17 protein-coding genes are annotated in these 24527 nt (G+C 67.5%); 8 read left to right on the top strand and 9 right to left on the bottom strand.

Annotated features, from left to right (window positions below):
* Window positions 1–29 precede the first annotated feature (29 nt).
* Both bcsB and ACODS0_RS08430 read left to right on the top strand, forming a co-directional pair.
* A complete protein-coding gene (gene bcsB / locus ACODS0_RS08435) occupies window positions 30–2354 on the top strand; it encodes a cellulose biosynthesis cyclic di-GMP-binding regulatory protein BcsB (RefSeq protein ID WP_488834232.1) in 2325 nt (774 codons plus the stop codon).
* Between the two features lie 90 nt (window positions 2355–2444).
* Window positions 2445–6764, top strand: a complete 4320-nt coding sequence (locus ACODS0_RS08430; RefSeq protein ID WP_488834231.1) for a cellulose synthase subunit BcsC-related outer membrane protein — start codon at window positions 2445–2447, stop codon at window positions 6762–6764.
* Between the two features lie 239 nt (window positions 6765–7003).
* Here the strand turns inward: ACODS0_RS08430 and ACODS0_RS08425 are convergent, their stop codons facing one another.
* The 3 genes from ACODS0_RS08425 to ACODS0_RS08415 form a co-directional block, all read right to left on the bottom strand.
* Entirely contained in the window at window positions 7004–8644 is a 1641-nt protein-coding gene (locus ACODS0_RS08425) for a hypothetical protein (protein ID WP_488834229.1), read from the bottom strand.
* A 422-nt stretch (window positions 8645–9066) separates the two neighbouring features.
* Complete coding sequence (locus tag ACODS0_RS08420) at window positions 9067–9780, bottom strand: Bax inhibitor-1/YccA family protein (protein ID WP_121421645.1); 714 nt, start codon at window positions 9778–9780, stop codon at window positions 9067–9069.
* Window positions 9781–9864: 84 nt separating this feature from the next.
* Window positions 9865–10440 (bottom strand): hypothetical protein, encoded by a 576-nt coding sequence (locus ACODS0_RS08415; protein WP_488834227.1) that lies wholly within the window; start codon window positions 10438–10440, stop codon window positions 9865–9867.
* A 15-nt stretch (window positions 10441–10455) separates the two neighbouring features.
* Here ACODS0_RS08415 and ACODS0_RS08410 point away from each other — a divergent pair, with 15 nt between their 5' ends.
* Complete coding sequence (locus ACODS0_RS08410) at window positions 10456–10749, top strand: hypothetical protein (protein WP_488834225.1); 294 nt, start codon at window positions 10456–10458, stop codon at window positions 10747–10749.
* Here the strand turns inward: ACODS0_RS08410 and ssb are convergent.
* From ssb to cysC, 3 genes are all read right to left on the bottom strand, one after another.
* Window positions 10746–11309 (bottom strand): single-stranded DNA-binding protein, encoded by a 564-nt coding sequence (ssb, locus tag ACODS0_RS08405; protein ID WP_218300811.1) that lies wholly within the window; start codon window positions 11307–11309, stop codon window positions 10746–10748. The two genes, ACODS0_RS08410 and ssb, sit on opposite strands and share 4 nt — an antisense overlap.
* 128 nt (window positions 11310–11437) lie before the next feature.
* Window positions 11438–12616 carry an MFS transporter gene (locus tag ACODS0_RS08400; protein WP_488834372.1) on the bottom strand — a complete coding sequence of 393 codons (1179 nt, stop codon included), beginning with the start codon at window positions 12614–12616 and terminating at the stop codon, window positions 11438–11440.
* A gap of 193 nt (window positions 12617–12809) precedes the next feature.
* Complete coding sequence (gene cysC / locus ACODS0_RS08395; RefSeq protein WP_055400369.1) at window positions 12810–13406, bottom strand: adenylyl-sulfate kinase; 597 nt, start codon at window positions 13404–13406, stop codon at window positions 12810–12812.
* A gap of 113 nt (window positions 13407–13519) precedes the next feature.
* Between cysC and uvrA the strand changes: the two genes are divergently transcribed.
* The gene (gene uvrA, locus ACODS0_RS08390; RefSeq protein ID WP_488834222.1) at window positions 13520–16576 is read left to right on the top strand and encodes an excinuclease ABC subunit UvrA; all 3057 of its coding nucleotides are present in this window, start codon (window positions 13520–13522) and stop codon (window positions 16574–16576) included.
* Between the two features lie 67 nt (window positions 16577–16643).
* Here the strand turns inward: uvrA and ACODS0_RS08385 are convergent, their stop codons facing one another.
* Window positions 16644–17615, bottom strand: coding sequence for an alpha/beta hydrolase (locus ACODS0_RS08385; protein ID WP_488834219.1), 972 nt, complete (start codon window positions 17613–17615; stop codon window positions 16644–16646).
* 52 nt (window positions 17616–17667) lie between these two features.
* Window positions 17668–18264, bottom strand: coding sequence for a hypothetical protein (locus ACODS0_RS08380; RefSeq protein ID WP_055400371.1), 597 nt, complete (start codon window positions 18262–18264; stop codon window positions 17668–17670).
* Window positions 18265–18492: 228 nt separating this feature from the next.
* On the opposite strand from ACODS0_RS08380, the gene ACODS0_RS08375 reads away from it, so the two are divergent.
* Window positions 18493–19266, top strand: coding sequence for a response regulator (locus ACODS0_RS08375; RefSeq protein WP_488834215.1), 774 nt, complete (start codon window positions 18493–18495; stop codon window positions 19264–19266).
* Window positions 19263–20663: an ATP-binding protein gene (locus ACODS0_RS08370; RefSeq protein WP_488834213.1), complete on the top strand. Its 1401-nt coding sequence runs from the start codon at window positions 19263–19265 to the stop codon at window positions 20661–20663. The genes ACODS0_RS08375 and ACODS0_RS08370 overlap by 4 nt, the downstream gene beginning before the upstream one ends.
* Before the next feature lie 129 nt (window positions 20664–20792).
* Here ACODS0_RS08370 and ACODS0_RS08365 read toward each other — a convergent pair whose 3' ends face one another.
* Window positions 20793–22775, bottom strand: a complete 1983-nt coding sequence (locus ACODS0_RS08365) for a methyl-accepting chemotaxis protein (RefSeq protein WP_488834211.1) — start codon at window positions 22773–22775, stop codon at window positions 20793–20795.
* 258 nt (window positions 22776–23033) lie between these two features.
* On the opposite strand from ACODS0_RS08365, the gene ACODS0_RS08360 reads away from it, so the two are divergent.
* Both ACODS0_RS08360 and ACODS0_RS08355 read left to right on the top strand, forming a co-directional pair.
* Complete coding sequence (locus ACODS0_RS08360; RefSeq protein WP_488834209.1) at window positions 23034–23474, top strand: acyl-CoA thioesterase; 441 nt, start codon at window positions 23034–23036, stop codon at window positions 23472–23474.
* Window positions 23471–24445 carry an EamA family transporter gene (locus ACODS0_RS08355; RefSeq protein ID WP_488834207.1) on the top strand — a complete coding sequence of 325 codons (975 nt, stop codon included), beginning with the start codon at window positions 23471–23473 and terminating at the stop codon, window positions 24443–24445. The genes ACODS0_RS08360 and ACODS0_RS08355 overlap by 4 nt, the downstream gene beginning before the upstream one ends.
* The last annotated feature ends 82 nt before the right edge of the window (window positions 24446–24527 follow it).

The raw sequence follows: 24527 nt of genomic DNA, 5'->3' as shown, positions 1-24527 counted from the left end.
CCTTTCCCTGTTTCCAAAGACTCGACACCATGATTCCCAAAAGACATCCGACAGCGCGGCTGCCGCGCAAGCGCATGCTGCCTGCCATGCTGGCCTTGGTACTGACAGGGACGGCCGTGCCCGTATCCCAACTTGCTGCGGCCCCTGCACCAGCGGGCTTGGCTGGGGCGGAAATGCTGGCTGCGGCGCAACCGACCGAGAGTGGAGTGCGTGTACACCGCACCAGTTTCAAGGACCTGGGGGCCCTGTTTCCGCTGCAATTGCGGGGTGTGGACGGCACGAGCGGTGTGGCGTTCAGCGTGCGCAACGACGAAGTGGTCACAGGCGCGCGACTGAAGCTGAACTACTCCTACTCGCCCGCCCTGCTCCCCAACCTGTCCCATATCAAGGTGCTGGTGAACGAGCAGGTGGCCGCCACCATTCCGGTGACCACGCAGCAGGCGGGCGAAAACCTGCAGCGCGAGATCGTCATCCCGCCGCGCCTCATCACCGAGTTCAACCGGCTCAACCTGCAGCTGATCGGCCACTACACGATGGAGTGCGAAGACCCGCTGCACTCCAGCCTGTGGGCCAACGTCGGCAACGACAGCGTGCTGGAACTGACGGTGGCGCCCGTGGCCCAGACGAACGATCTGGCGCTGCTGCCGCAGCCTTTCTTTGATCGCCGGGATGTGCGCCCGCTGGAGCTGCCGATGGTGTTCGGCGCAGTGCCCAACACGGGCACCTTGCAGGCCGCAGGTACGATGTCGTCCTGGTTTGGCGCGCTGGCGGGTTTCCGGGGAGCGAGGTTCCCGTCACTGGTGGGCGAACTCCCCGCGCGCGGCAACGCGGTGGTGATGATCGCGGGCAAGGCGCAAGCGCCCGCCGGGCTGAGCCTGCCAGACATCCAGGGCCCCACCGTGGCCGTGGTGAGCCACCCGGCAGACCGCCATGGCAAGCTGCTGCTGGTCATGGGGCGGGACGAAGCCGAGCTTGGCGTTGCCGCCAAGGCACTGGCCATCGGTTCCTCGGCCCTGTCCGGCCCGCTGGCACGGATCACCGAGGTCACGGAACTCAAGCCCCGCAAGCCGTACGACGCGCCCAACTGGCTTTCCAATGACCGGCCCGTGAAATTTGGTGAACTGGTCGAGGCCGATGCGCTCAACGTGTCCGGCTACTCGCCAGACCTGATCCGCCTGAACTTCTTCCTGCCGCCCGACCTGTTCGCATGGCGCCAGAAGGGCATCCCGGTGGACCTGCGGTATCGCTATACCCCGCGCCCGAACCCCGACAAGTCCACCCTCAACATCAATGTGAACCAGCAGTTCCTGCGTTCGTTGCCCCTGCACGCAGTGAATCATGAAGAACCCGGCGCTCTGGACCGCCTGCTGACCAAGGTGGTGCCCAAGGGCGAGATGGCGCCGGAGCGCGAGACGTTCCACATCCCGCTGTTCAAGCTGCCGGCCCAGTCGCAGCTGCAGATGCATTACTACTACGACGTGGTCAAGCAGGGCGCCTGCAAGGACGTACCACTCGACAACGTCCGGGGCTCTGTCGAGGCCGACTCGACCATCGACATCTCCGGTTTTCCGCATTTCATCGCCATGCCGGATCTGGCGGCCTTTGGCAATGCAGGGTTCCCGTTCACACGCATGGCAGACCTTTCTGAATCTGCGGTGGTGATGCCCGACAAGCCGGGTGCGCAGGAATACGAGGCCTATCTGGGCCTGATGGGTGTCATGGGGCGCGTCACGGGATACCCTGCCCTGGGCGTGACCGTGGCGCAGGCCCAGCAGGTGGAGCGGCTTGCCGACAAGGACCTGCTGGTCATTGCCTCCGGCGGCAACCAGCCCTTGCTCAAGCAATGGGCCAGTTCCATTCCGGCCCTCCTGCAGGGCGAAACCAAGAGTTTCCAGATGTCGGACTTCGCCAACCGCCTGCTGCGCTGGTGGGGCTTTGGCGAGGACTCCAGCGTGCACGCACGGCGCAGCCAGGTTGCGTTTTCCAGCGACAGCACCGATGCTCTGGTGGCAGGTTTTGAATCGCCTTTGCGCGGTGGCCGCAGTGTGGTGCTGGTTGCCAGCAACCAGCCTGCAGGTCTGTCGCAAGTGATGGATGCACTGCTGGATGCCGAAATGCTCAAACACGTGCAGGGCAGCACCACGGTCATCCGGGGCAAGCAGGTGGACAGCCTGGTGGCCGAGAAAAACTACCATGTGGGTCAGTTGGGCCCCTTGCTGTATACCCAGTGGTTTCTTTCGCGCAACCCGCTGTTGCTGATTGTCCTGGGCGTGTCGGCGGCGGTGCTGATAGCGATCATCATGTACCTGTCGCTGAGAGCGCGCGCACGGGCCCGGCTGAAGCAAAAAGGCTGAGGCGGTGCAAAGCACGCCCGGCTGTTTCTGAATCACGCAACACATTCCCGGCACCTCGGTGGCCGGGAGCCTCGCAGGGAGAAGGAAGGCATGTCCTCCAAACGTCGTCGTCATCAAACACTTGCCATGGGGCTGCTGGCCTCGCTGATGGCCCCCGTTGCCTGGGCGCAGACTGGGGCCGAGCAGACCCTGCTGGACCAGGGGCAGTACTGGCAGGAGCGCGGCGACACGGAGCGCGCGGGTGAGGCATGGCAGAAGCTGCTGCGCATCAACCCCCAGAACGCCCAGGCCCTCTATGGGATGGCGTTGGTGGAGCTCAACGCCCGCCGCCCCGAGGGCGCCCAGCGCTACCTGAACCAGTTGCAGGCAGCCCATCCGCGCAGCCCGCTGGTCAGCCGGTTGCAGGAATCCATCCGCACGGGCCGCAGCGCACCCCAGATCGAAACTGCGCGCCAGCAGGCCCGCAGCGGGCAGGCCAGCCAGGCCTTGAGCACCTACCAGGCGGCACTGGGAGACCGCGCTCCCACCGGCCCCCTGGCGCTGGAGTACTACCAGACGCTGGGCGCCACAGCAGGCGGCTGGGACGAGGCCCGTCGGGGTTTGAACCGCCTGGCGCAGGAATCGCCCGAAGACCCGCAGATTGCGCTGGCCCTGGCGCAACACCTGACCTACCGCGAATCCACACGCCGCGAAGGCATCGCCCAGCTGGCGCGGCTGGCCGGGCGCCCCGATGTGGGCAAGGCGGCGACGGAAAGCTGGCGCAAGGCGCTGGCATGGACGGGCAATCGCTCGGCCGACATCCCGCTGTACCAGGAATTCCTGCGCGCCAATCCCGGAGACACGGCCGTGCAGACGCGACTGGTGCAAGCCCAGAACCTGCAAAAACAGTCCCAGGCAGCTTCCGTCCGGACGGCCGACCCGCTGCGCCAGCGGACGACAGCAGGGTTCCAGGCCCTGGACGATGGCGAGCTGGATGCTGCAGAGGCCGCATTTCTGAACGTGCTCGAATCCCGTCCCACCGACGGCGATGCGCTGGGTGGCCTGGGCATCCTGCGTTTGCGCCAGGAACGGTTTGCCGACGCGCGCGGGCTGCTGGAGCGGGCCTCGCGTGCGGGCTCGGCCAGCCGCTGGAAACAGGCGCTCGACAGCGCCACCTACTGGAGCCTGGTCGAGCAGGCCACCTCCGAACGCGAACGCGGCGAGACAGCGGTAGCGCGGCGTTCGCTGGAGCAGGCTGTGCGGCTGAATCCGGCCGAAGTCACGGCCGAAACCGACCTGGCAGACCTGTTGGTCGAAGATGGCCAGTACGACGCGGCCGAGGCGGCCTACCGCCGTGTGCTCGCGCGCCAGGCCGACAACCCCGACGCGGTGCGGGGCCTCGTGGGCGTGCTGGCGCAGAACAACAAGGCGGCCGAAGCCCTGGCGCTGGTGGAGAAGCTGTCACCCTCGCAGCAAGAAAAGGTGGGAGCCCTGGGGCGCCTGCGTGCTGCGCAGGCATTGGGCCAGGCCCGCGCAGCGACGGAGCGTGGCGATACCGCCGCCGCCCGCGCAGCGCTGGAAGATGCCCTGCTGAACGATCCGGCTAGCCCCTGGGTGCGGCTGGACCTGGCCCGCCTGTACCTGCGCATGGGCGCGGTGGCCGAGGCGCGGGGCGTGATGGACGGACTGCTGCTGTCCAACCCCAACATGCCCGAGGCCCTGTATGCCAGCGCCCTGCTCGCCTCGGAAGCCGGCGACTGGCCCAACGCCCTGGCCCTGCTGGACCGCGTTCCAGAAAAGCACCGCACCCGTGACATCGCCGCGCTGCAAAAGCGGGTGTGGGTGCATGTGCAGGCATCGGCTGCGTCGGCGTTGGCGGCCGAAGGTCGCCAGACGGAAGCCCTGGCCACCCTGGCCCAGGCCGAGTCCTTTGCCACCCAAGACCCCGAATTGCTGGGCGCCATGGCCTTGGCCTACGCGGACGCTGGCGATCCGCAGCGCGCACTCGGCATGGTGCGCCAGGTGCTGGCGCGCACCCCCCGGCCCGATGTCGGCCTGCGCCTGCAGTACGCAGCCACCTTGCTCAAGACCCAGCAGGATGTGGAACTGGCGGGCATCCTGCGGCAGCTGCAGACGGCCCCGATGAATGACCGCGAGCGCAAGAGTTTCAGCGACATCCGCCGCGCCTACATCGTGCGCCAGGCCGATGGCCTGCGCGAGGCGGGCGACCTGGTCGCGGCCTACGACACGCTCGTTCCCTTGCTGGCCGAGCAGCCCGACGAGCCCCTGGCCATGGCGGCACTGGCCCGCATGTACGCGGCCAACAACGACTATGCCCAGGCGCAGGCGCTGTATGCGCGGTTGCTGGAAAAGTCTCCCAATGACGTGCCCCTCATCCTGCAGACCGCAGCCATGGCCACGGGCGCCAAGGACTACGGCTATGCGGAGTCGCTGCTGTCCGTGGCGCTGGCGCGCGCTCCGCGTGATCCCGAAGTGCTGACGGCCGCCGGTCGGTTGTACCGGGCGCAGGGCAAGAATTCCAAGGCCACCGAGTTCTTCACGGCTGCCGTTGCTGCCGAAAACGCGCAGCGCGATGCCGTGCTGGCCGCCAGTGGCGTGGCGGCGGGGCCTGCACGTTCGGGCAATCCATTTGCCCAGCGCGCGGCGTTGCAGCAGCGTGCCGGGGGCGGCCTGTCAGTGCCTGGTGCCGCAGCCGTCGCACGGTCGCCGGTGGGCTACACCCCCCAGCAGTACGCGCCCCAGCCAGTAGCGCGCAGCAACAACGCACCTGCAGGCCTCTACATTCCCGACCCGGCCGGTGCAAGCCGCTTTGGCACGGTACCGCAGGCCTATGCGCAGGCCGCTCCCATGACGCCCGCCAGTTACTACCCCGAGGCGTCCAGCCCGGTGGCGGCGGCTGACACGGCGGCTTCGACCAGCGCTGCGCGGCGCAACGCTGCGGCACTGCCTTCTTCGACCCCACGGTCGGTGGGTGCCTCTGCGGCGGCGCCGGCCATGGCACCTGTGTACGTGCCGCCTGCACAACCCATGCAGCCGATGGGCGCTCCGGCCCCGGCTGCGGCGGGCTACTACACGCCTGCACAGGCCTACGGTGGTGGGTATGCGGGCGGCGCCCAGTCCTTGCCTGCGCAACGCGCAATGCCTGCTCCTGCCGCACCTTCTGCCTGGTCCACGGCGGGCCTGGGCAACGTGCCCGACCCCACGCGGCCCCGCACGGCCCGCGATGAGCTGCGCGAAGTGCAGCAAAGCCAGATTTCTTCGTTCTCCGTGGGCGCAGTTGCGCGCGCACGGCAGGGCGAGGCGGGCATGAGCCAGCTATCCGAGATCGAAGCGCCCGTGCAGCTCAAGATGAGCGTGGGTGACGGTCACCTGCTGCTGGGCGTAACGCCCACGGGCGCCAGCGCAGGTTCGCCCGGCTCTCCCTACGGCACCATCAGCCGCTTTGGTGGTGGCCCGGTCACGGCCCTGGCCATGCCCGAACGCGGTGCTGGCTCGCAAAGCGACAGCGGCGTCGGCCTGAGCGTAGGCTATGAAAGCGGAGGCTTCCGGGCAGACATCGGCAGCACGCCGCTGGGCTTCGGCCAGTCCGATGTGACGGCAGGCGCGAGATACCGCACAGCCCTCACCGACGACCTGACCGTGGCCGTGGACCTCTCGCGCCGCCCGGTGACCGACAGCCTGCTGTCGTTTGCCGGTGTCCGTGATGCCCGGACCGGCGACCGCTGGGGCGGCGTGTCCGCTTCGGGGGGCCGCGTTGATCTGACCTGGGACGATGGTGAACTGGGGATTTATGGGTACGGTTCGCTGCATGGCCTGACCGGTACCCGCGTGCGCAGCAATGCGCGGGCCGAGCTGGGTGGCGGGATGTACTGGCATGTGCATCGCACATCGAACGCCGACCTGACGGCGGGCCTGAGCTTTACGGGGCTGTCGTACCAGCGCAACCTGCGCTACTTCACGGTGGGCCACGGTGGCTATTTCAGTCCCCAGCAGTTCGTGTCCTTTGGCATTCCGGTCGAATGGGCGCAGCGCAATGGCCGCCTGTCCTACCAGCTCAAGGGCTCGGTGGGCGTGCAGTATTTCAAGGAAGATGCGGCGCCGTATTTCCCCAACAGCCCATCGCGGCAAGTCTCGGCAGTCCAGGCAGCCGCCGACGCGCTGGCCTTTGGCGAAACGGGCGCCACGGCCATCTACCCCGGCCAGTCCCGCACGGGCCTGGGCTACAACCTGGGTGCGGCCATGGAATACCAGATGCATCCGCAGGTGTTCGTGGGGGGACACCTGTCGCTCAACAACGCACGCAACTACCGTGAGTTCGCGGGCGGCCTGTATGTGCGCTACGCCTTCCAGCCCTACAACGGCCTGCAGGCGTTCCCGGTCAACCCGCTGCGGTCACCGTATAGCTACTGAACTTTTCCAGGGCGCTCACCCGCTCTCCGCAAGCCACAAAAAAGGCCCGTCGCACTTCGCGTGCGACGGGCCTTTTTTATGGGCAACCCGCTTGTGGCGGGAGCACTGTCTGCGTGCCACATGGCGCTTGCGCGGGGTGAAGGCGCTGTAAGCCCAGGCCCATGGGCCGATCACAGGGGCACCGCAGTGATTGCCCGGTTGCAGCACCCCCCGCCTAGCGCGAGGGGTGCTCCCTGCCGTTACGGCGTGGTCTGCTTGGCGCCCACAAACACGGTGTGGGCACGTGTGCCAGCCGCGGACAACCCGGCAGTCAGGATGCGCAGGCCAATGACCTTGCCATTCGCATCGAACTGTGCCGATGCCGAGCCGGACTGCGGCGGGCCCGAGGACAGGCCGCAGGTGATGGGTGCGTTGGGGCTGTTGAGGTAGCCGAATGCCTCGACGCGGTACAGATTCAGACCACTGCCCAGTTCGCCCAGGAGCTTGCCCGCCACTTCACAGCCGCTGGTGGTCAGGCCCGTGATGGCGCCATCGGCAAACACCGTCAGTGTTGTGGTGTCGCCACCAAAACCCGTGCCAGCCATCTTGTAGGTACCAACGATCAGGGCCGCGTTGGGCACCTTGCCGGAGGGCAGGGCGTACAGCGGGTCGGGCGTCACGCTGAAGCGGGTGGGGAAACCACCTGGCTGCGTTGGGTAGCTGAAGCTGCCGCTGAACAGGCCGGCGGTGCTGGTGCCATCGCCACTTTGGAGCGTGCCGTCGATCAGCACGGACTCGTTGTAGGCGCCTGTGTTGGCCAGCAGGCGGTTGAAGAACACGCCATCGTTGGCCGTCACAAAACGGTTGTTCGTGACGTTGTTCTCGTAGCGGATAAGGCGGCCATACAGCGCGTTGTGGTCCAGGCTGCTGTTGGTGTAGAAGAACAGGCCACCGTCCGGCAGCACGCTGCCCCAGACGGTCGTATCGCCAATCACGCCTGCAGGCAGCGTGAAGGAGCCCTGCCAGTTGCCTGCCACCGACAACGGCGTAGTGGAAGGCGGCACTGTGGTGCGGGGGTCGGCAATGCCGTTGAGGGTGAAGGTGTTGTTCGGGCCCGTCGCATTGCGCGTGAACACCCAGATGCCGTTGGGCACCCCTGCCGCATCAAACCGCAGCACGGCGATGCCGGATTGCTGCGTGCCGCTGGCCTCGCAGGAGGTGGTGTCGCCCGAGAGATTGAGCGTCATCGAATACAGCGGGGAGTCTGCGGCGCGTGGCGTGGCCGTGCCCGTGACCAGGCAGCCGCCGATGCGGCCCGAGAGCTGGCCCTGTGGGGTGACGGTGAGCACCCATCCGCCGCCAAACAGGCCGGTGCCCCGGTAGGTGCCCTCGACCAGGCTCGCGCGTGCGGGGTGGAAGTTCAGGCTGCTGTACGAGAGCTTGATCGGCACCACCGCGCCGGACGCAGCCGCCGTCTGCACGGGGTCAGAGTAATTGCCGCTGATGCCGTCGGTGCGGCCGATCTTGCCGCTGTTCGATGCCGTGCCACGCAGCGTCAGGCCCGTGGCAAATTTGCCGTCCTGGACCGAGTAGTACGTGACGCCAGTGGCCAGCACTGCCGTGACGTTGACATTCAAACGCCCGTAAATCGCATCAAAGCCCGCTGCGCCCGGGGCCTCGCGTGCCATGTAGAACTCGCCCCCGGTGCCCAGCGGGCCGGGATCGATGTAGCCCACCACCTGCCGCTGCGCAGCGCCGGTGCCCACCGTGCCCTCCCATATGCCGCCGGGGTATTGCTGTACGCCAGGGGCGGGGCCCACGTCTTCGCCGTCGGACGAGCCGCCGCCGCAACTGGCGAGCAGGGCCGCACAGGTCAAGGATAGCCAGAGGTATTTGCGCATGATGGACAGAAAGAGGATCAGTGGGTAATTGGGGAGTCGTCGAGATGCCGCCGTGGCGCGCGAGGCGTTATCGACGGGCCAGCGAGCGCGCACTGGTGCATGCTGGCTGTCTTGCTGTTTCTAATTGTGCCAGCAGCGGGCGCAAGGGACGACAGGAAAATGGCATGCCGGAGTTGGGCGGCAGGCTGTGGAGCTGCGGTGCGCCCACGGGGAATGCGACCTCGGATGTCGGCTGGGCCACGCGTGTCAGGTGCACCTGAATGCACTTACGATGAATTGCTATCAATAATATAGCTATTGCCGCTTGTCCATCAAGCGCCAGAGCCTGATTTTTCTTGGATTTCAGCCTGCTGCAAAGAAAAGGGCCGACCCCTTTGCAGGAGCCGGCCCTTGCCACCGCGCGGGGCTTCGAGAATGGCGGCTCAGTCGTCGTTGGTCGCCAGGCTGATCAGGATGCGCAGCACGTACCAGAGCATCAGCGCGATCGATGCAAACAGGTGCAGCGCAGCGCCCGCAGGGCGGTCGGCGGGGTAGTCGTGGATGATGCGCGAGGTGTCGTACAGCACGCAGGCGCCGGCAAACAGCACCATGATCCCTGAGAACCAGATGCCCAGCTTGAAGCCAAAGATGGCGCCGGCAATGATGGTGCCCAGGGCCACCAGGCCGCCCACCTTCAGGATGCCCCCCAGGAACGAGAAGTTGGTCTTGGTGGTGAACGCCGTCCAGGTGAGCGCGCCCACCAGCAGCAGCGTGATGAAGGCCGCAGCGCCAATGGCACCGGGGGCCACGATCTGGGCGATGCCGAACATCGGCGCGAAGATCAGGCCTTCGGCCAGTACATACAGGCCCAGGCCCATCAGCTGTGTTTGCGGGCTCTCTGCGTTGTCGGCCATGTACGAGGCCAGCCAGCCCACCAGCATGAACGCGCCCATGACGCCCAGCCACAGGAACTTGTTGCCGCTGGCCAGCAGCATCTTGGCCGCTGTGCCGGAAAATCCGGTCGCCATCAGGACGGCGGAAAGCACCACGAAGGCCAGCATGGCCACGCCGAGGTGCTTGTAGGTAGCAACGATGAAATCGCGCCGTTCAAACGGTGCGCCTTCCGGCGTCGAAGGGGTCAGGACATTGGGATTCATGGCGTATTCCTCGCTCTGTGCTAGTTGTGAAATCACGGGAGGGGCGCACCAGGCGCCTCCTCCCTCCCTCTCTGTGAAAAATTCTCAGGCCGCGCTGAGCTGCTGGCTGGAGTCCGCTGCACGCAGCCTGCGGTTGGACCACACACCGGCGGCGCCGATCAGCGTCAGCAGGATCGCGAAAATCCAGGTGCCAGCGCCGCTGAAGGACCTGGCTGAGGACGCTGCCTCGGCCTGCAGGCGCTGCCTGGTGGTCTCATAGCTGATCACGGGCTTGCCATCGACCGCCACTTCGTACACCAGGTCGTTGTCGCTCTTGTCCACCAAAGCGGTGATCTTTTCGTCGATCAGGTTGCCCACCAGTTCCTGGGGTGTGCTGTAGTCGATGCGCAGTTTGCGGGCCTCGGCGCCTGCTCCTTCGGGCTGGACGCTGATTTCGTAGAACTGCTTGGTAGCGCGGCGCTTGCGCTTGACGGTGACCTCCGAAGCCTGCGTCACCGTGCCTGCCACGCTCTGCAGGCTTTCCCGCGCTGCGTAGGCATGGTCGCCATCGGCCTTCCAGCCGCTGTACAGCGACAGGCCGATCAGGCCGGGCCCGGCCAGTAGCAGCAGCCACGCGTAACCGGTGATGAAAATCAAAATCTTGCGAACAAAGCCTGGCATGGCTATCCCTCTCTTGTGCTGTTGAATGTTGTTGTGACTAACCAGAATTTGCTGGCGGCACCGCAGGCCAGCCGCCAACAAGCGCCCGATGATCTTCGAGTTGGGCGCAACCGGTGTAAGAAAGTGTTGGCGCCGTTGTCCCCGTGCCGCACTGGACAAACTGAGGGGGTGGGAATGGCGCAGGCCGTTGTAGAAGAAGCGCTGCGTGCTGTTGATTCAGCGCTTCTTGACCATCGTGCGGGCGAAAAAAAAGGCCCGCAGCGTCTGTGCTGCGGGCCTTTTTACAAAACTGGAAAGCGCGGCTTTTAGAAGGGGATGTCGTCATCCATGTCGTCAAACCCCGAGGCTGCGCGGGGTGGCTGTGCCACGGGCGCAGGTGCAGGGCGCTGGGCAGGGGCCGCCATGGGGCGTGGTGGGGGCGCGGCGCGGCGGGGGGCCTGGTCGTAGCCGCCGCCCTGGTCGCCACCGCCGTAGCCGCCATCGTCGTAACCGCCGCCTTGCTGGCCACCACCCCCCTGGCCGCCGCCCATGCCCTGGCGGCTGCCCAGCATCTGCATCTGGTCAGCACGGATCTCGGTGCTGTACTTTTCCACGCCGCTCTGGTCAGTCCACTTGCGGGTGCGCAGGCTGCCTTCCACGTACACCTGCGAGCCCTTGCGCAGGTACTGGCCAGCGATCTCGGCGAGGCGGCCGTTGAAGACCACGCGGTGCCACTCGGTGGCTTCCTTCATTTCGCCAGACTGCTTGTCTTTCCACTTGTCGGTGGTGGCAATCGTCACGTTGGCCACCTGATCGCCACTGGGGAAAGTGCGCATTTCAGGGTCGCGGCCCAGGTTGCCGACGATGATGACTTTGTTTACGGATGCCATGGTGCTGTTTTTGCCTTAAAGGGATGAAAGAAGCGCCGGATTTGGAGAAGGATTCCGGGCGCCAAACGCGCCATTGTGCCGCAACCGGCTCGCAATGGAAGCTCTGGCGGCATGGCGCGATCCACCACTCAGTGGCCGCCGCGCCCCACGGGCCGCAGGGGCCAGGTCAGTACCAGCCACAGGACCGTGAGCACGGTGGTGGCGGCAAACAGGCCCGGCGCGCCGGCCCATTTCACCAGGGCGCCGCCCAGCGCGCCGCCCGCAAACAGGCCCAGCGATTGCAGCGTGTTGTAGCTGCCCAGCGCCGCACCGCGCAGCTGCGGCGGCGCCATGCGCGACACCAGGCTGGGCTGGCTGGCCTCCAGCGCGTTGAATCCACAGAAAAACACAAACAGCAACGGCCCCAGCACCCACAGTGTGGGTGTGCTGCCGCTGCCCGCCAGCAGGCCCAGGCCTGCCTGCACCAGCAGCACCAGTGCAATGGCACCCAGCAGCGCGGCGCGCAGCCTGCCCGCACGCTCCAGCGCAAACAGCCCGCCCATGGCCGCAAACGAGAGCACCACCGCAGGCAGGTAGACCTGCCAGTGGTGGTCTTTGCTAAGGCCCGCCTGCACCAGCATGGCCGGCACGGCCACCCACATGGACAACTGCACGGTGTGCAGAACGAAAACCCCCAGGTTCAGGCGCAGCAGGTCGGGGTGGGCCCACACATCGGCCAGGCGGCCCCGGGGCGCATTCTGGTGCTGCGCGGTTTCTGCGGGCACCCACCAAATCACCACCGCCACGCCTGCCAGCGCCAGGGCGCAGGTCAGCCCGAACAAGCCCGCGAGCCCGATGTGGGCCGCCAGCACCGGTGCGGCCACCAGCGCGACGGCAAACATCAGTCCGATGCTGCCGCCCACCAGCGCCATGGCCTTGGTGCGCACGGCGTCGCGGGTCTGGTCGGCCAGCAGGGCGGTCACGGCGGCCGATACGGCCCCGGCGCCCTGCAGCGCGCGGCCCACCAGCAGTCCCGTGAGCGAATCGGCCAGCGCGGCCAGCAGGCTGCCCGCCGCAAACACCAGCAGGCCCAGCACGATCACGCGCTTGCGCCCAAACCGGTCGGACGCCATGCCCAGCGGCAACTGCAGCACGGCTTGCGTCAGGCCGTAGATGCCCATGGCAAGCCCCACCAGCGCGGGGTCATCCCCACCGGGGTACTTGCGGGCCTCCAGCGCAAACACGGGCAGAACCAGGAACAGGCCCAGCATGCGCAGCGCAAAGATCAGCGCCAGGCTGAGGCTGGAGCGGCGCTCCTGCGGGGTCATGGCGTTGCCGGAAGGCGATGGCGACAGGGGCGGCGGGGCAGCGCCCGCAAGTGAAGAAGGAGAATCCGGCACGGTGGTGCCCTATGGGGCAGGTAAAGCAGGGATTTTCGCCCATTGGGCAGGAGTTGTGATTCGCGTGGGCATGTGCGAGGCGTGGCACGGCTCCCAATGCATGGCTGACCGGCCCAAAGGCTCACAGCAAAGCGCAGATCCGCTGCACGCATTCCTGGGGCGTGAGCTGGGCTGTGGGCAGCACCAGCTCGGCGGCCAGCGGTGGTTCGTAGGGCGAATCAATACCGGTGAACTGGCGCAACTCGCCCGTGCGGGCCTTGCGGTACAGGCCTTTGGGGTCGCGCTCTTCGGCGAGTGCCAGCGGCACATCGACAAACACTTCCAGGAAGTCGCCCGGGGCAAACAGTTCCCGGGCCGCCTGACGTTCCGCACGAAAGGGCGAAATGAAAGCCACCACCACGATCACGCCCGCGTCCACAAACAGGCGGGCCACTTGTGCGACACGCCGGATGTTCTCTGCCCGGTCCGCGTCCGAAAACCCCAGATCACGGTTCAGCCCCTGGCGGATGTTGTCGCCGTCCAGGATGTAGGTGCGTTTGCCCTGGCGATTCAGTTCCCGCTCCAGCGCATTGGCAATGGTCGATTTGCCCGCACCCGACAGGCCGGTGAGCCAGACCACCCGGCCGGGGTGGCCTCCCAACTGCTCGCGCTCCGCACGGGTCACGGTCAGCGCCTGGGCATGGACATGGGGGACGTGGGGTGGTGTGGGATCGGTCACTTTGGTGTAGGCAAATGAATATGGCGTGCAATGGTACTGGCATGGCAGCAGCTGCAACACAGGGCATGGGGCTTGACCTATCATGGTCGGTTTCCCTGCTGTTTCCCCACTCCGTGACCGACTCCCATTCCCCCACCGATGCCCAAGCTGCCGACAGCAGCGGTCTTTACCTCGCCCGCGCCCTGCGCGAGCAGCGCATCAGCATCCGGGGGGCGCGCACGCACAACCTCAAGAACATCGACCTCGACATCCCGCGCAACCAGCTCGTGGTGATCACCGGGCTGTCGGGCTCGGGCAAGTCGAGCCTGGCGTTCGACACGCTGTATGCCGAGGGCCAGCGGCGCTATGTGGAGAGCCTGTCGGCCTATGCGCGGCAGTTTCTGGGGCGGCTGGACAAGCCCGATGTCGACCTGATCGAAGGCCTGTCGCCCGCCATCAGCATCGAGCAGAAGGCCACCAGCCACAACCCGCGCTCCACAGTGGGCACGGTGACCGAGATCCACGACTACCTGCGTCTGCTGTACGCCCGCGCTGGCACGCCGTATTGCCCCGACCACAACCTGCCGCTGGCCGCGCAAACGGTGAGCCAGATGGTGGATGCCGTGCTGGCCCTGCCCGAAGACACCAAGCTCATGCTGCTGGCGCCCGTGGCGCGCGAGAAGAAGGGCGAGTTCACCGAGCTGTTCGCACAGATGCAGGCGCTGGGCTACGTCCGCTTTCGGGTGGATGGCCAGATCTACGAGCACGAGAACCTGCCCGCGCTCAAGAAAACCGAGAAGCACAACATCGACGTGGTGATCGACCGCATCAAGGTGCGCGCCGACCTGCAGCAGCGCCTGGCCGAGAGCATCGAGGCGGTGCTGCGCGTGGGCGGGCATGAGGGCAATGGCCGCGTGCTGGCGCTGGAGATGGACACGGGGCAAGAGCACCTGTTCAGCAGCAAGTTCGCCTGCCCCGTCTGCAGCTATTCGCTGCCGGAGCTGGAGCCGCGCCTGTTCTCGTTCAATTCGCCCATGGGCGCGTGCCCCGCGTGTGACGGCATTGGCCAGCGCGATGTGTTCGACCCGGCGCGTGTGGTGGCCTTCCCCACGCTGAGCCTGGCCAGCGGCGCCATCAAGGGCTGGGACCGGCGCAACGGCTACTACTTTGCGATGCTCGAGAGCCTGGCCAAGCACTACGCGTTTGACATCGAGGCGCCGTTTGAATCGCTGCCCGCACCGGTGCAGCACGCCATCCTGCACGGCTCGGGCGAGGAAGAAATCGCCTTCAGCTACATCATGGACAGCGGTGCCTCCAAGGGCAAGGTGTATGCCAAGAAGCACCCGTTCGAGGGCATCATCCCCAACATGTCGCGGCGCTACCGCGAGACCGATTCGGTGGTGGTGCGCGAGGACCTGGCGCGCTTTCGCAGCACCCAGCCCTGCCCCGAATGCCACGGCACGCGCCTGCGCCGTGAAGCCCGCCACGTGCGGCTGGGCGAGGGCGAGCAGGCCCGCGCCATCTTTGAAGTGAGCCACGCCACACTGAACACCGCCCACACCTGGTTCAACGACCTGAAGCTCACCGGCGCCAAGGCCGAGATCGCCGACAAGGTGGTGCGCGAGATCGCCACGCGCCTGCAGTTCCTGAACGACGTGGGCCTGAGCTACCTGAGCCTGGACCGCAGCGCCGAGACCCTCTCCGGCGGCGAGGCGCAGCGCATCCGCCTGGCCTCGCAAATCGGATCGGGCCTGACGGGCGTGATGTACGTGCTGGACGAGCCCAGCATCGGCCTGCACCAGCGCGACAATGACCGGCTGATCGCCACGCTCAAACACCTGCGCGACATTGGCAACAGCGTGATCGTGGTCGAGCACGACGAAGACATGATGCGCGCCGCCGACCACGTGATCGACATGGGCCCCGGCGCGGGCGTGCACGGCGGGCGCGTGATGGCGCAGGGCACCTACGACGAAGTGCGTGGCAACACCCAGTCGCTCACGGGCCAGTACCTGTCGGGCGTGCGCTCGATCGCCGTGCCCCCGCGCCGCACGCCCTGGCTGCCGGTGCTCGAGCAGGCTGCACCCGTGGTGGAGGCCAAGGCCAAGTCGCGCTTTCCGCAGACCGAAGCCAGCAAACGCCGCGCCGAACGCATGGCCGAGCACCACGCACGCCAGGGCGCCCTGCAGGCGCTGCGGGTGGCAGGCGCGACGGGCAACAACCTGAAGGGTGTGACGGTGGACTTCCCCGTGGGGCTGCTCACCTGCGTGACGGGCGTGTCGGGCTCGGGCAAGAGCACGCTGGTCAACGACACGCTGTACGCCGCCGTGGCCCGCCAGCTGTACCGCGCGCACGAAGAGCCAGCCGCGCACGACGAGATCGTGGGCATCGAGTACTTTGACAAGGTCATCAACGTCGACCAGAGCCCCATTGGCCGCACGCCGCGCAGCAACCCGGCCACCTACACCGGCCTGTTCACCCCCATCCGCGAGCTGATGGCCGAGGTGAACACCGCCAAGGAGCGTGGCTATGGCCCCGGGCGTTTCAGCTTCAACGTGGCCGGTGGCCGCTGCGAGGCCTGCCAGGGCGATGGCGTGGTGAAGGTGGAGATGCACTTTCTGCCCGACGTGTACGTGCCCTGCGACATCTGCCACGGCCAGCGCTACAACCGCGAGACGCTGGAAGTGCTGTGGAAGGGCAAGAACATCGCGCAGATCCTGGAGCTGACGGTGGAAGACGCTGCCGCCTTCTTCAAGGACGTGCCGACCATCGCGCGCAAGCTGCAGACGCTGCTGGACGTGGGCCTGTCGTACATCCGCCTGGGCCAGGCCGCCACCACGCTCTCCGGTGGCGAGGCGCAGCGCGTGAAGCTGGCGCAGGAGCTTTCCAAGCGCGACACCGGCCGCACGCTCTACATCCTGGACGAGCCCACCACGGGCCTGCACTTTGCCGACATTGATCTGCTGCTCAAGGTGCTGCACCAGCTGCGCGACGCGGGCAACACCATCGTCATCATCGAGCACAACCTCGACGTGATCAAAACCGCCGATTGGCTCATCGACATGGGGCCGGAGGGTGGTGCGGGCGGTGGCACCGTGGTGGGCGTGGGCACACCGGAGGAGCTGGCAGCCAACCCGGCCAGCCATACGGGGCGGTATCTGGCGCCCTACCTGCAGGCGAAATTTGAATGAAAATGGCTGCTAGCGCTTATCTATAAAGCGCTAGCAGCTATTAATTCAGTAGCAATCTGCCGCTGCATCACTGCAAGCGACGGGCCACCTCAGCGTCCAGCGATCCCATGAAGGCCTCCACCGCGCGGGTGTAATCGCTGTCCAGGCCCAGTTGGGCGTTGATTTCGCCATGGTCCAGGTCCTGCGGCAACACCTCGGCGCGGCCGCCCTGGTTGCGCACGTGGCGGGCCATGGCATCTGATTGCTGGCAGGGGTCGTCCGCCCGCTGGGTGGAGCACACCATCTGCATCGGCGGAGCGCCCGCCGTCCACTGGTGGAAGGGCGACATCGCTACCCAATATGCAGGGTCAGTGCCAAAGGCGTCGTCGTACAGCGGAAGGTGCGGGGCGCGCATGCGGGCGGGCACGTTCATCATGGCGCTGTCCAGCGAGACCGTGCCCAGCCACGGCCAGGCGCCTTCGCGCAGTGCCTGCGGGGCGCGGGCATTGAGCAGGGCCACCAGGTGGGCCCCGGCCGAGTGCCCCATGAGGATGAAGCGGCTCGGGTCCCCGCCCCAGGTGCCCGCGCGCTGCTGCGCGGCCATGAGGGCGGCCTGCACATCGCGCTCCTGCACGGCCACGGGCGCGTCGGGCAGCATGCGGTAATTGATGGAGATGAGGATGAAGCTCTTGGGCACCCAGCGGTTCACCTTCTCCTGCACCACGCGGCCCATGGCTTTGTCGCCAATGCGCCAGCCGCCGCCGTGCACCATGAAGATGACCGGCGCGCGCACCGCGCTGGCTACCAGGCTGTTGGTGCCTGTGGTGGGGCTGGTGGGTACATACACATCCATGCGCTGTGCCGGGTCGGTGCCGTAGGGCACATCGGCGATGCGCTGCACGCCGGCGGCCAGGACGGCCGGTGCGGCGGCGGCCTGCTTTTGTGCGATGAGGGCGCGCAGGCGGCCACCGTTGTGCGCGGTGGTCTGGGCCTGCACGCTGGCGGTGGCCAGCGTGAGCGCGGCGAGGGTGGTCAAGGTGAGGGTGCGGCGCAGGGACATGGCAAGGCTCCTGAGGTCAGAGGGGGCAATCGATGGCTGGGTCCAGACGGTGTTAAGGCCGCGTCGGACAAGCCATGGCCGTGCCGCTCGCGTCGTAGCAGGTTGCGCTGCGGCTCAAGCCGCTGTCCTTGCTGTAGCTGCTTTGTGTCTGCACGCTGTTGCCGGTGGCCGCACTGGTGGCGGTGGTGCTGCGGGCCTGCTCCACGCTGCCGTCGGCATTGCGGCTCGCCCCGCCGCTGCTGTGCAGGCTGCCCTGGGCATTCTGGGCGGACACCGTGCCGCTGTGGCTGGCGCTGCCGTCAACACTGCGGGTGGTGCTGCCCTGGCGTGCGGCTACCCCGCCCTGCGCGCCCACGGTGGCGCCGCGGCGGGTCACGCTGCCATTGCCCTGCCCATCGGTGGTGGCGGTGCGGCCGCGCAGCATCGCGCCGTTCGGGCCGCTGCGCGCCACGCCGGTGTGGGCGGTGGTACTGCCATCGGCGTTGTGTTCCACGCTCCGGCGGGTGCGGGCCTGCGCTTCGGTGGGGGCGGCCAGCGCCAGCACGGCGCTCAGCCCCAGGGTGGCGAGGGCGGGTAACACAAGCACACCCGCTGCCAGCGCGGGGCGGTGCAGCAGGTCGTTGTCAGCGGGGTGGGGCAGCAAAGGCATGGTGGTCAACTCCTTGGGGTTTGCCTTGGGGTGTGGCATGGCTGTACTGTGGGTCCCGGGTGTGAGCCATTGATGGCAGAAATCCGCCGATGTATGACAAACCATGACAAACGACTGCGACTCCGTCATGCCTTGTCATGGCTGGGGGTGCATGGCCCGCCGTACCGTCCAAGTAGCGCCTACCATTGCCACCACGCCGCCTTCACTTGCCACGTTGCTCCCTGCCCCATGACCGACCCCCTGGCCAAAATCCTGGTCGCTGATGACGAGCCCGATCTGCGTGCCCTGCTGCAGCGCTACCTCAGCGACCAGGGCTACACCGTGCGCACGGTCGAAGGCGCGGGCCCGCTCGACGTGCTGCTGCAGCGCGAGCGCTTCGATGTGCTGGTGCTCGACGTGATGATGCCCGGCGAGGACGGCCTGGCCATCTGCCGCCGCCTGCGTGCGCAGGGCGAGACCATTCCCATCCTCATGCTCACCGCACGCGGCGACCCGGTGGACCGCATCGTGGGTCTGGAGATGGGCGCCGACGACTACCTGCCCAAGCCCTTCAACCCGCGCGAGCTGCTGGCCCGTATCCAGGCCATGGTGCGGCGCCAGCGTGTGCTGGGTGCCCACACCGGGCCGCGCCAGGCGGGCGGGCGCATTGTGTTTGGCGCCTTCACGCTGTGGCTGGATGAGCGCCGGCTGGAGCGCAACGACGGTAGCGACGACGACCACAGTCAGGGTGCGCAGGACGTGCCCCTGACCACCGGCGAATTCGCACTGCTGCAGGCGCTGGCCCAGCAGCCACACCGACCGCTCGGGCGCGACCGGCTTATCGCGCTGGCCTATGGGCCCGACCACACCGCCACCGACCGCAGCATCGACGTGCAGGTGATGCGCCTGCGCAAGCTCATCGAGGCCGACCCGGCCCAGCCGCGCCACATCCGCACGGTGTGGGGCGTGGGCTATGTGTTTGTGCCCGATGGCGCTGCGCCGGGCGGGGGGCGCCAGCCATGATGGCCTTTGCAACCACCCGCCGCTGGGGGCTCTGGCCGCGCAGCCTGCTCGGGCGAAACCTGCTGCTGATGGCCGTGCTCATCGTGCTGGGGCAGCTGGTGGCGGCGGTGCTGGTGCGGCAGATGATCTTCAAGCCCCGTGTCGCGCAGGTGGCCGATGGCGTGGCGCGCAATGTGGCCGCGCTGCGTGCGGGGCTGCAGGCACTGCCCCCGGCGCAGCGTGTGGCATTTGTCGAGGCGTTCAACCGGCAGGCCGTGTTGTCCGCCCCGCCCGTTGCGCCGGAGAGCGCAGCGCGGCGCACGCTGCTGTCGCCCCTGGAGCGGCAGTTTGTGCAGGCCGTGTCGCGCCGTCTGGGTGCGAACGATGCTGCGACACAGCCGCCGCAACCGACGCAACCGCTGTGGCGCCGCGACAGCACCGGCGTGCTGTCCCTGCGTGTGGTACACGAGGGCGCGGAGGGGGCCGAGAGCTACTGGCTCAACCTCCCCAGCGTGTTCCCCACCCGTGAGTTCACCGGCGCCTGGCTGGCCGCCACGCTGGCCAGCATGCTGCTGGCGCTGCTGGGCGCGTGGTGGCTGCAGCGCCACATCAACCGCCCGCTGGTGCAGGTGGTGGGCGCGGCGCAGCAACTGGCGCAAGGCCAGTCGCCCGCAACCCTGCCGGATGATGGGCCCGAAGAAATCGCCACCGTGGCGCGCAGCTTCAACCAGATGGCACAGAGCCTGGCCACCGCCGACCACGAGCGCGCCCTGATGCTGGCCGGTGTGTCGCACGACCTGCGCACGCCGCTGACCAAGCTGCGCCTGGGGGTCGAGATTGCGGGTCCGCAGGTCGATGCGCCGCTGGCGGCCAGCATGGCGCGCAGCATCGACGAGATGGATGGCATCGTGGGCCAATTCCTTCAGTTCGCACGCAGCGGTGATGCCGAGGCGCCCACCACCGCATCGCTCAACGACCTGGCCCAGGCCGTGGCCGAGGCGCAGGCCGACCATGGCCGCGCGCTGGTGCTGGAACTGGGGGCCCTGCCCCACGTGCCCGTGCGCCCCCAGGCCCTGCGCCGCGCGCTGGACAACCTGGTGGAAAACGCCTGGCGCCACGGTGCGCCGCCGGTGGTGTTGCGCACAGGGGCAGACGCCACCCAGGTATGGCTGGAGGTGCAGGACCAGGGTCCCGGCATCACCGCCGAAGAGATCCACCGCATGCGCCAGCCTTTTGCACGTGGCGGCGGCACGGCGCGTGCGGGCGCACCGGGGGCCGGGCTCGGGCTGGCGATTGCCGAGCGCGTGGCGCGCGCCCAGGGGGGTGCGCTGGAGTTGCACAGCGCCCCCGGCCAGGGGCTGCGCGCGCGGCTGGTGCTACCGCAGACGGGGCCGGGTGGTGAGCCTGCGACGGCGTGAACGGATGCGCAACGGTGGAGCGAGCGGGCTGCCCGGTCCATCCACCGCTCCGCGCAGCGCCGCGGAGCTACGGGGGCGCAGAATTTGAATAAAAATGGCCGCTAGCGCTTGTTGGATAAGCGCTGATAGCTATTGAATTTGTAGCGAATTTGTGGGGCGTGGTGCCCTGTGCTGGCCCTGGCCTTCGTCCCCCAGACGGAACACCGACACCACCTGCACCAGGTCTTCGGCCTGGTTCTGCAGGCTGCTGGCGGCGGCGGCCATTTCCTCGACCAGGGCGGCGTTTTGCTGCGTGACCTGGTCCATCTGCGTCACGGCCTCGCCCACCTGGGCCACGCCCAGCGATTGTTCGTGGCTGGCCGCGCTGATCTCGCCCACGATGTCGGTCACGCGGCGGATGGACGCCACCACCTCGGTCATGGTGCTGCCCGCGCGGTCCACCAGGGCCGTGCCTTGTTCCACGCGCTCCACGCTGGCGCTGATGAGGGCCTTGATCTCGCGCGCGGCCTCGGCACTGCGTCCGGCCAGGCTGCGCACTTCGCTGGCCACCACCGCAAAGCCCCGGCCCTGCTCGCCCGCGCGGGCGGCTTCCACGGCCGCGTTGAGCGCGAGGATGTTGGTCTGGAAGGCGATGGAATCGATCACGCCGATGATGTCCGAGATCTTCTGCGACGCGGCGTTGATGCCCTGCATGGTGTTGACCACCTGGGCCACGACCTCGCCGCCCTGGGTGGCCACGGTGCTCGCGCTCGCGGCCAGCTGGCTGGCCTGCTGGGCGCTGTCGGCGTTCTGGCGCACGGTGGCGTTGAGCTGCTCCATCGAGGCGGCGGTTTCTTCGAGCGCACTGGCCTGGCTTTCGGTGCGGGCCGAGAGGTCGGTATTGCCCTGGGCAATCTGCACGCTGGCCGTGGCCACGTTTTCAGAACCGTTGCGCACCTGGCGGACCACCTGCGTGAGCTGGCTGCGCATCTGCTGCAGCGCTTGCAGCAGCTGGCCGACTTCGTTGGTGCCGTGGGCCAGCGGGGCGCCGCTCAGGTCACCCTGCGCCACGGCGCGTGACAGCGCCACGGCCTGCGACAGCGGCACCGTCATCGAGCGCACAAACACCAGCGCCATGCCGCTGGTGGCCGAGAGCGTGACGACCAGCGCCAAAGCCACCCACAGCAGCCCCCGTTGCAGGTCAGACACCCGGGCCTGCAGCGCCTGGTCCAGGCTGGCCATGGACAGGTTGTTGAGCGCGTTCAGCGCTTCGATGGTGCGGGTGAAGGCGTCGAAATAGTCCTTGGACGCAAGCTGCAGTTCGGTAGCGTTGATCACGTCGCGTTCGGCCATCTGCAGCGATTGCTGGATCTGGCCCTGCACGGCCTGCGCGCTGCTGCCCAGGGCGCGTTGGAGATCGGGATTGCCTTGCAGGGCGCGGTCCAGTCCCCGGAAGGTGTCGGCCTGCAGCTCGGCCACACGCTGCTGCAGCACCAGCAATTGGCCCTTGCCCTGGGGCGTCAGCTCGCGTTTGCCCAGGGCGCTGGCGCCTTGCGCGCGCAGCATGCCCAGCTTTTCGCCCAGCATGGGCGCCTGCACCAGCGAGGCCTGGATCAGCGCGTGCGTGTCGGCGTCGGGGTCGATCTGCAGGCCATAGGCATGCAGCAAGGATTCGTTGAGCTGCAGCAGCGACGCGATGAGCTGCGTGTGCTGTGCCGTGCTCTGGGCCTGCTCGATGCTGCGTGCGGCCACGGCCTGCTCCAGCGTGCGCCAGGTCTGCTGGGCCTGGGTCCAGGCGGCCATCTGGGCGGCGGGCACCTTGGCGGCCGCAAAGCGGGTGGTGGCATCGTCCAGCGCCGCGTTGACGGCATCGCGCGCAGCGGGGCGGCGTGCTGCCAGGGTTTCGTCGCCGCCCAGCATGCCCACCGACAGGCCCCGGTGCACCTGCATCTGCTGCACGAGGCGGGTGAGTGCCTGCGCAGGGACCATGCCCTGCGCCTCGTGGCGCGCATGGCCAATGGCGTGCAGCGCATCGCGCACCGTCAGGTAGGTGGGCAGTGCGCTCATCATGAGCCCGAGGGTTCCCAGGATGAGGAATTTTTCGAGCAGGTTCAAGCGGTGAAGAAGGGACATGGCAGTAGGCGCACGGTAGGAGTGTGCGCAAAAGGGTAGACCTCAGGGGGCGGGGTGTCGGCACCCGCCGACTGGGATGCGGCCCTCCATCAGGCCGCGCGGGATGTAACGCAATGTAGGGGGCTGTTTTGAGTAGGGTTTTGACTCTGGTCAATTTCGGCCGACCTGCGGCAGCTTTTCGAGGTCTGCAGGCGGGGCGCCAGCAGAGGGCGTGCTGGAGAATAATGGCCCCAACACCCGCCCCTTGGAGCACCTGGCATGCAATCGATCACCCTGCGTTTCCTGGCGTCTCACAGCACCCTGCCCCAGGCCGGCCGTGTGCCCGGTGGCACCGTGCTGCGCTGGGTGGACGATGCCGGCTTTGCCTGCGCCAGCGCCTGGGCCAAGGGGCCGTGCATCACCGAGTTTGTGGGCGGCGCGCATTTTGTGCACCCCATTCGCCCGGGGGATCTGGTGGAGGTGCATGCGCGCCTGGCGTCCACCACCGACACCGCCATGCACCTGGCCGTGGAGGTGCGCAGCGGTGGCATCCATGGCGAGCCGCTGCAAGAGGTGCTGCACTGCGTGGCGGTTTACACCGCCGTGGATGCCGACGAGCAGCCCCGTGCCATCGACAAATGGAGCCCCGAAACCCCCGGCGACATGGCCCTGGCCCAGCGGGTGAAGGCACACATCGACGCTGCGCGGGCTGCGCAGTGACGGCGCCTGTATCCGGCCCTCCAGGCCCGGTAGGTGGCCCGCTGCGTGCGCGCGACCTGCTGGCCGCCCTGGTGGTGGTGGTCCTGTGGGGCGTCAACTTCGTTGCGATGAAATGGGGGCTGCGCAGCTTCAGCCCCTTCCAGCTGGGCGCCGCGCGCTACCTGTGTGCCGCCTTGCCGCTGGTGCTGCTGGTGCGCCCGCCGCGCATGCACTGGCGCTGGGTGCTGTTGTTCGGGTTGTTCCAGGGCGTGGGGCAGTTCGGTTTTCTGTTTGTCGGGCTCAAGGTGGGCATGACGGCCGGGCTGGCCAGTGTGCTGCTGCAGACGCAGGTGTTCTTCACCGCGCTGTTCGGCTTTGCGCTGCTGCGCGAGCGGCCGGGGTTGCCCTTGCGGTGGGGCTTGGTGCTGGCCGCGCTGGGGCTGGTGTGTTTTGCGATGAACTACGTGGGCCCAGGCTCTGGCGTGGGTGTAGCGGCGGCCACCACGCTGGCCGGTTTGCTGCTGACGCTGTGCGGCGCTGCCATGTGGGCCTCGTCCAACATCGTGGCGCGCCTGGCGCAGCAGCAAAGCCCGGGGTTTGACCCGCTGGCGTTTGTGATCTGGAGCAGCTTGGTGCCGGTGCTGCCTTTTGTGGCGCTGTCTGCCGTGTTCGACCCTGACGCCGCACGCTGGCTGCAGTGGCAAACGCTGGCGGACGTGCCCTTGCTGTCGTGGGCGGCTGTGGCCTACCTGGGCTGGGCGGCCACCATTGTTGGCTATGCGCTGTGGACCAACCTGCTGCAGCGCTACCCTGCCAACCGCGTGGCGCCCTTCAGCCTGGCGGTGCCGGTGGTGGGGCTTACCGCAGGCTGGCTGCTGCTGGACGAGGGTGTGGCGCCCTGGCAGTGGGCGGGGATTGTGCTGGTGGTGGCAGCTCTGGCCTGTGTGGTGTTGGGGCCAAAAATACAAGCAAAAATGGCCTCTAGCGCTTGATGGATAAGCGCTAACAGCTATTAAATTTATAGTATTTGAATAGGAAGAGGCGGGGGCTCCTGCCACCCACCGCCTCTGCAGT

The organism is Acidovorax sp. FG60 (assembly GCF_057808995.1).
The sequence above is the reverse complement of the archived record's forward strand: the minus strand, read 5'-3'. Positions and strand labels throughout refer to the sequence as shown.

What these genes read in the sequence shown, in the direction of transcription:
- bcsB (WP_488834232.1), top strand. Translation starts at nt 30, where the DNA reads ATGATTCCCAAAAGACATCCGACAGCGCGGCTGCCGCGCAAGCGCATG.
- ACODS0_RS08430 (WP_488834231.1), top strand. Translation starts at nt 2,445, where the DNA reads ATGTCCTCCAAACGTCGTCGTCATCAAACACTTGCCATGGGGCTGCTG.
- ACODS0_RS08425 (WP_488834229.1), bottom strand. Translation starts at nt 8,644, where the DNA reads ATGCGCAAATACCTCTGGCTATCCTTGACCTGTGCGGCCCTGCTCGCC.
- ACODS0_RS08420 (WP_121421645.1), bottom strand. Translation starts at nt 9,780, where the DNA reads ATGAATCCCAATGTCCTGACCCCTTCGACGCCGGAAGGCGCACCGTTT.
- ACODS0_RS08415 (WP_488834227.1), bottom strand. Translation starts at nt 10,440, where the DNA reads ATGCCAGGCTTTGTTCGCAAGATTTTGATTTTCATCACCGGTTACGCG.
- ssb (WP_218300811.1), bottom strand. Translation starts at nt 11,309, where the DNA reads ATGGCATCCGTAAACAAAGTCATCATCGTCGGCAACCTGGGCCGCGAC.
- ACODS0_RS08400 (WP_488834372.1), bottom strand. Translation starts at nt 12,616, where the DNA reads ATGACCCCGCAGGAGCGCCGCTCCAGCCTCAGCCTGGCGCTGATCTTT.
- ACODS0_RS08385 (WP_488834219.1), bottom strand. Translation starts at nt 17,615, where the DNA reads ATGTCCCTGCGCCGCACCCTCACCTTGACCACCCTCGCCGCGCTCACG.
- ACODS0_RS08380 (WP_055400371.1), bottom strand. Translation starts at nt 18,264, where the DNA reads ATGCCTTTGCTGCCCCACCCCGCTGACAACGACCTGCTGCACCGCCCC.
- ACODS0_RS08375 (WP_488834215.1), top strand. Translation starts at nt 18,493, where the DNA reads ATGACCGACCCCCTGGCCAAAATCCTGGTCGCTGATGACGAGCCCGAT.
- ACODS0_RS08370 (WP_488834213.1), top strand. Translation starts at nt 19,263, where the DNA reads ATGATGGCCTTTGCAACCACCCGCCGCTGGGGGCTCTGGCCGCGCAGC.
- ACODS0_RS08365 (WP_488834211.1), bottom strand. Translation starts at nt 22,775, where the DNA reads ATGTCCCTTCTTCACCGCTTGAACCTGCTCGAAAAATTCCTCATCCTG.
- ACODS0_RS08360 (WP_488834209.1), top strand. Translation starts at nt 23,034, where the DNA reads ATGCAATCGATCACCCTGCGTTTCCTGGCGTCTCACAGCACCCTGCCC.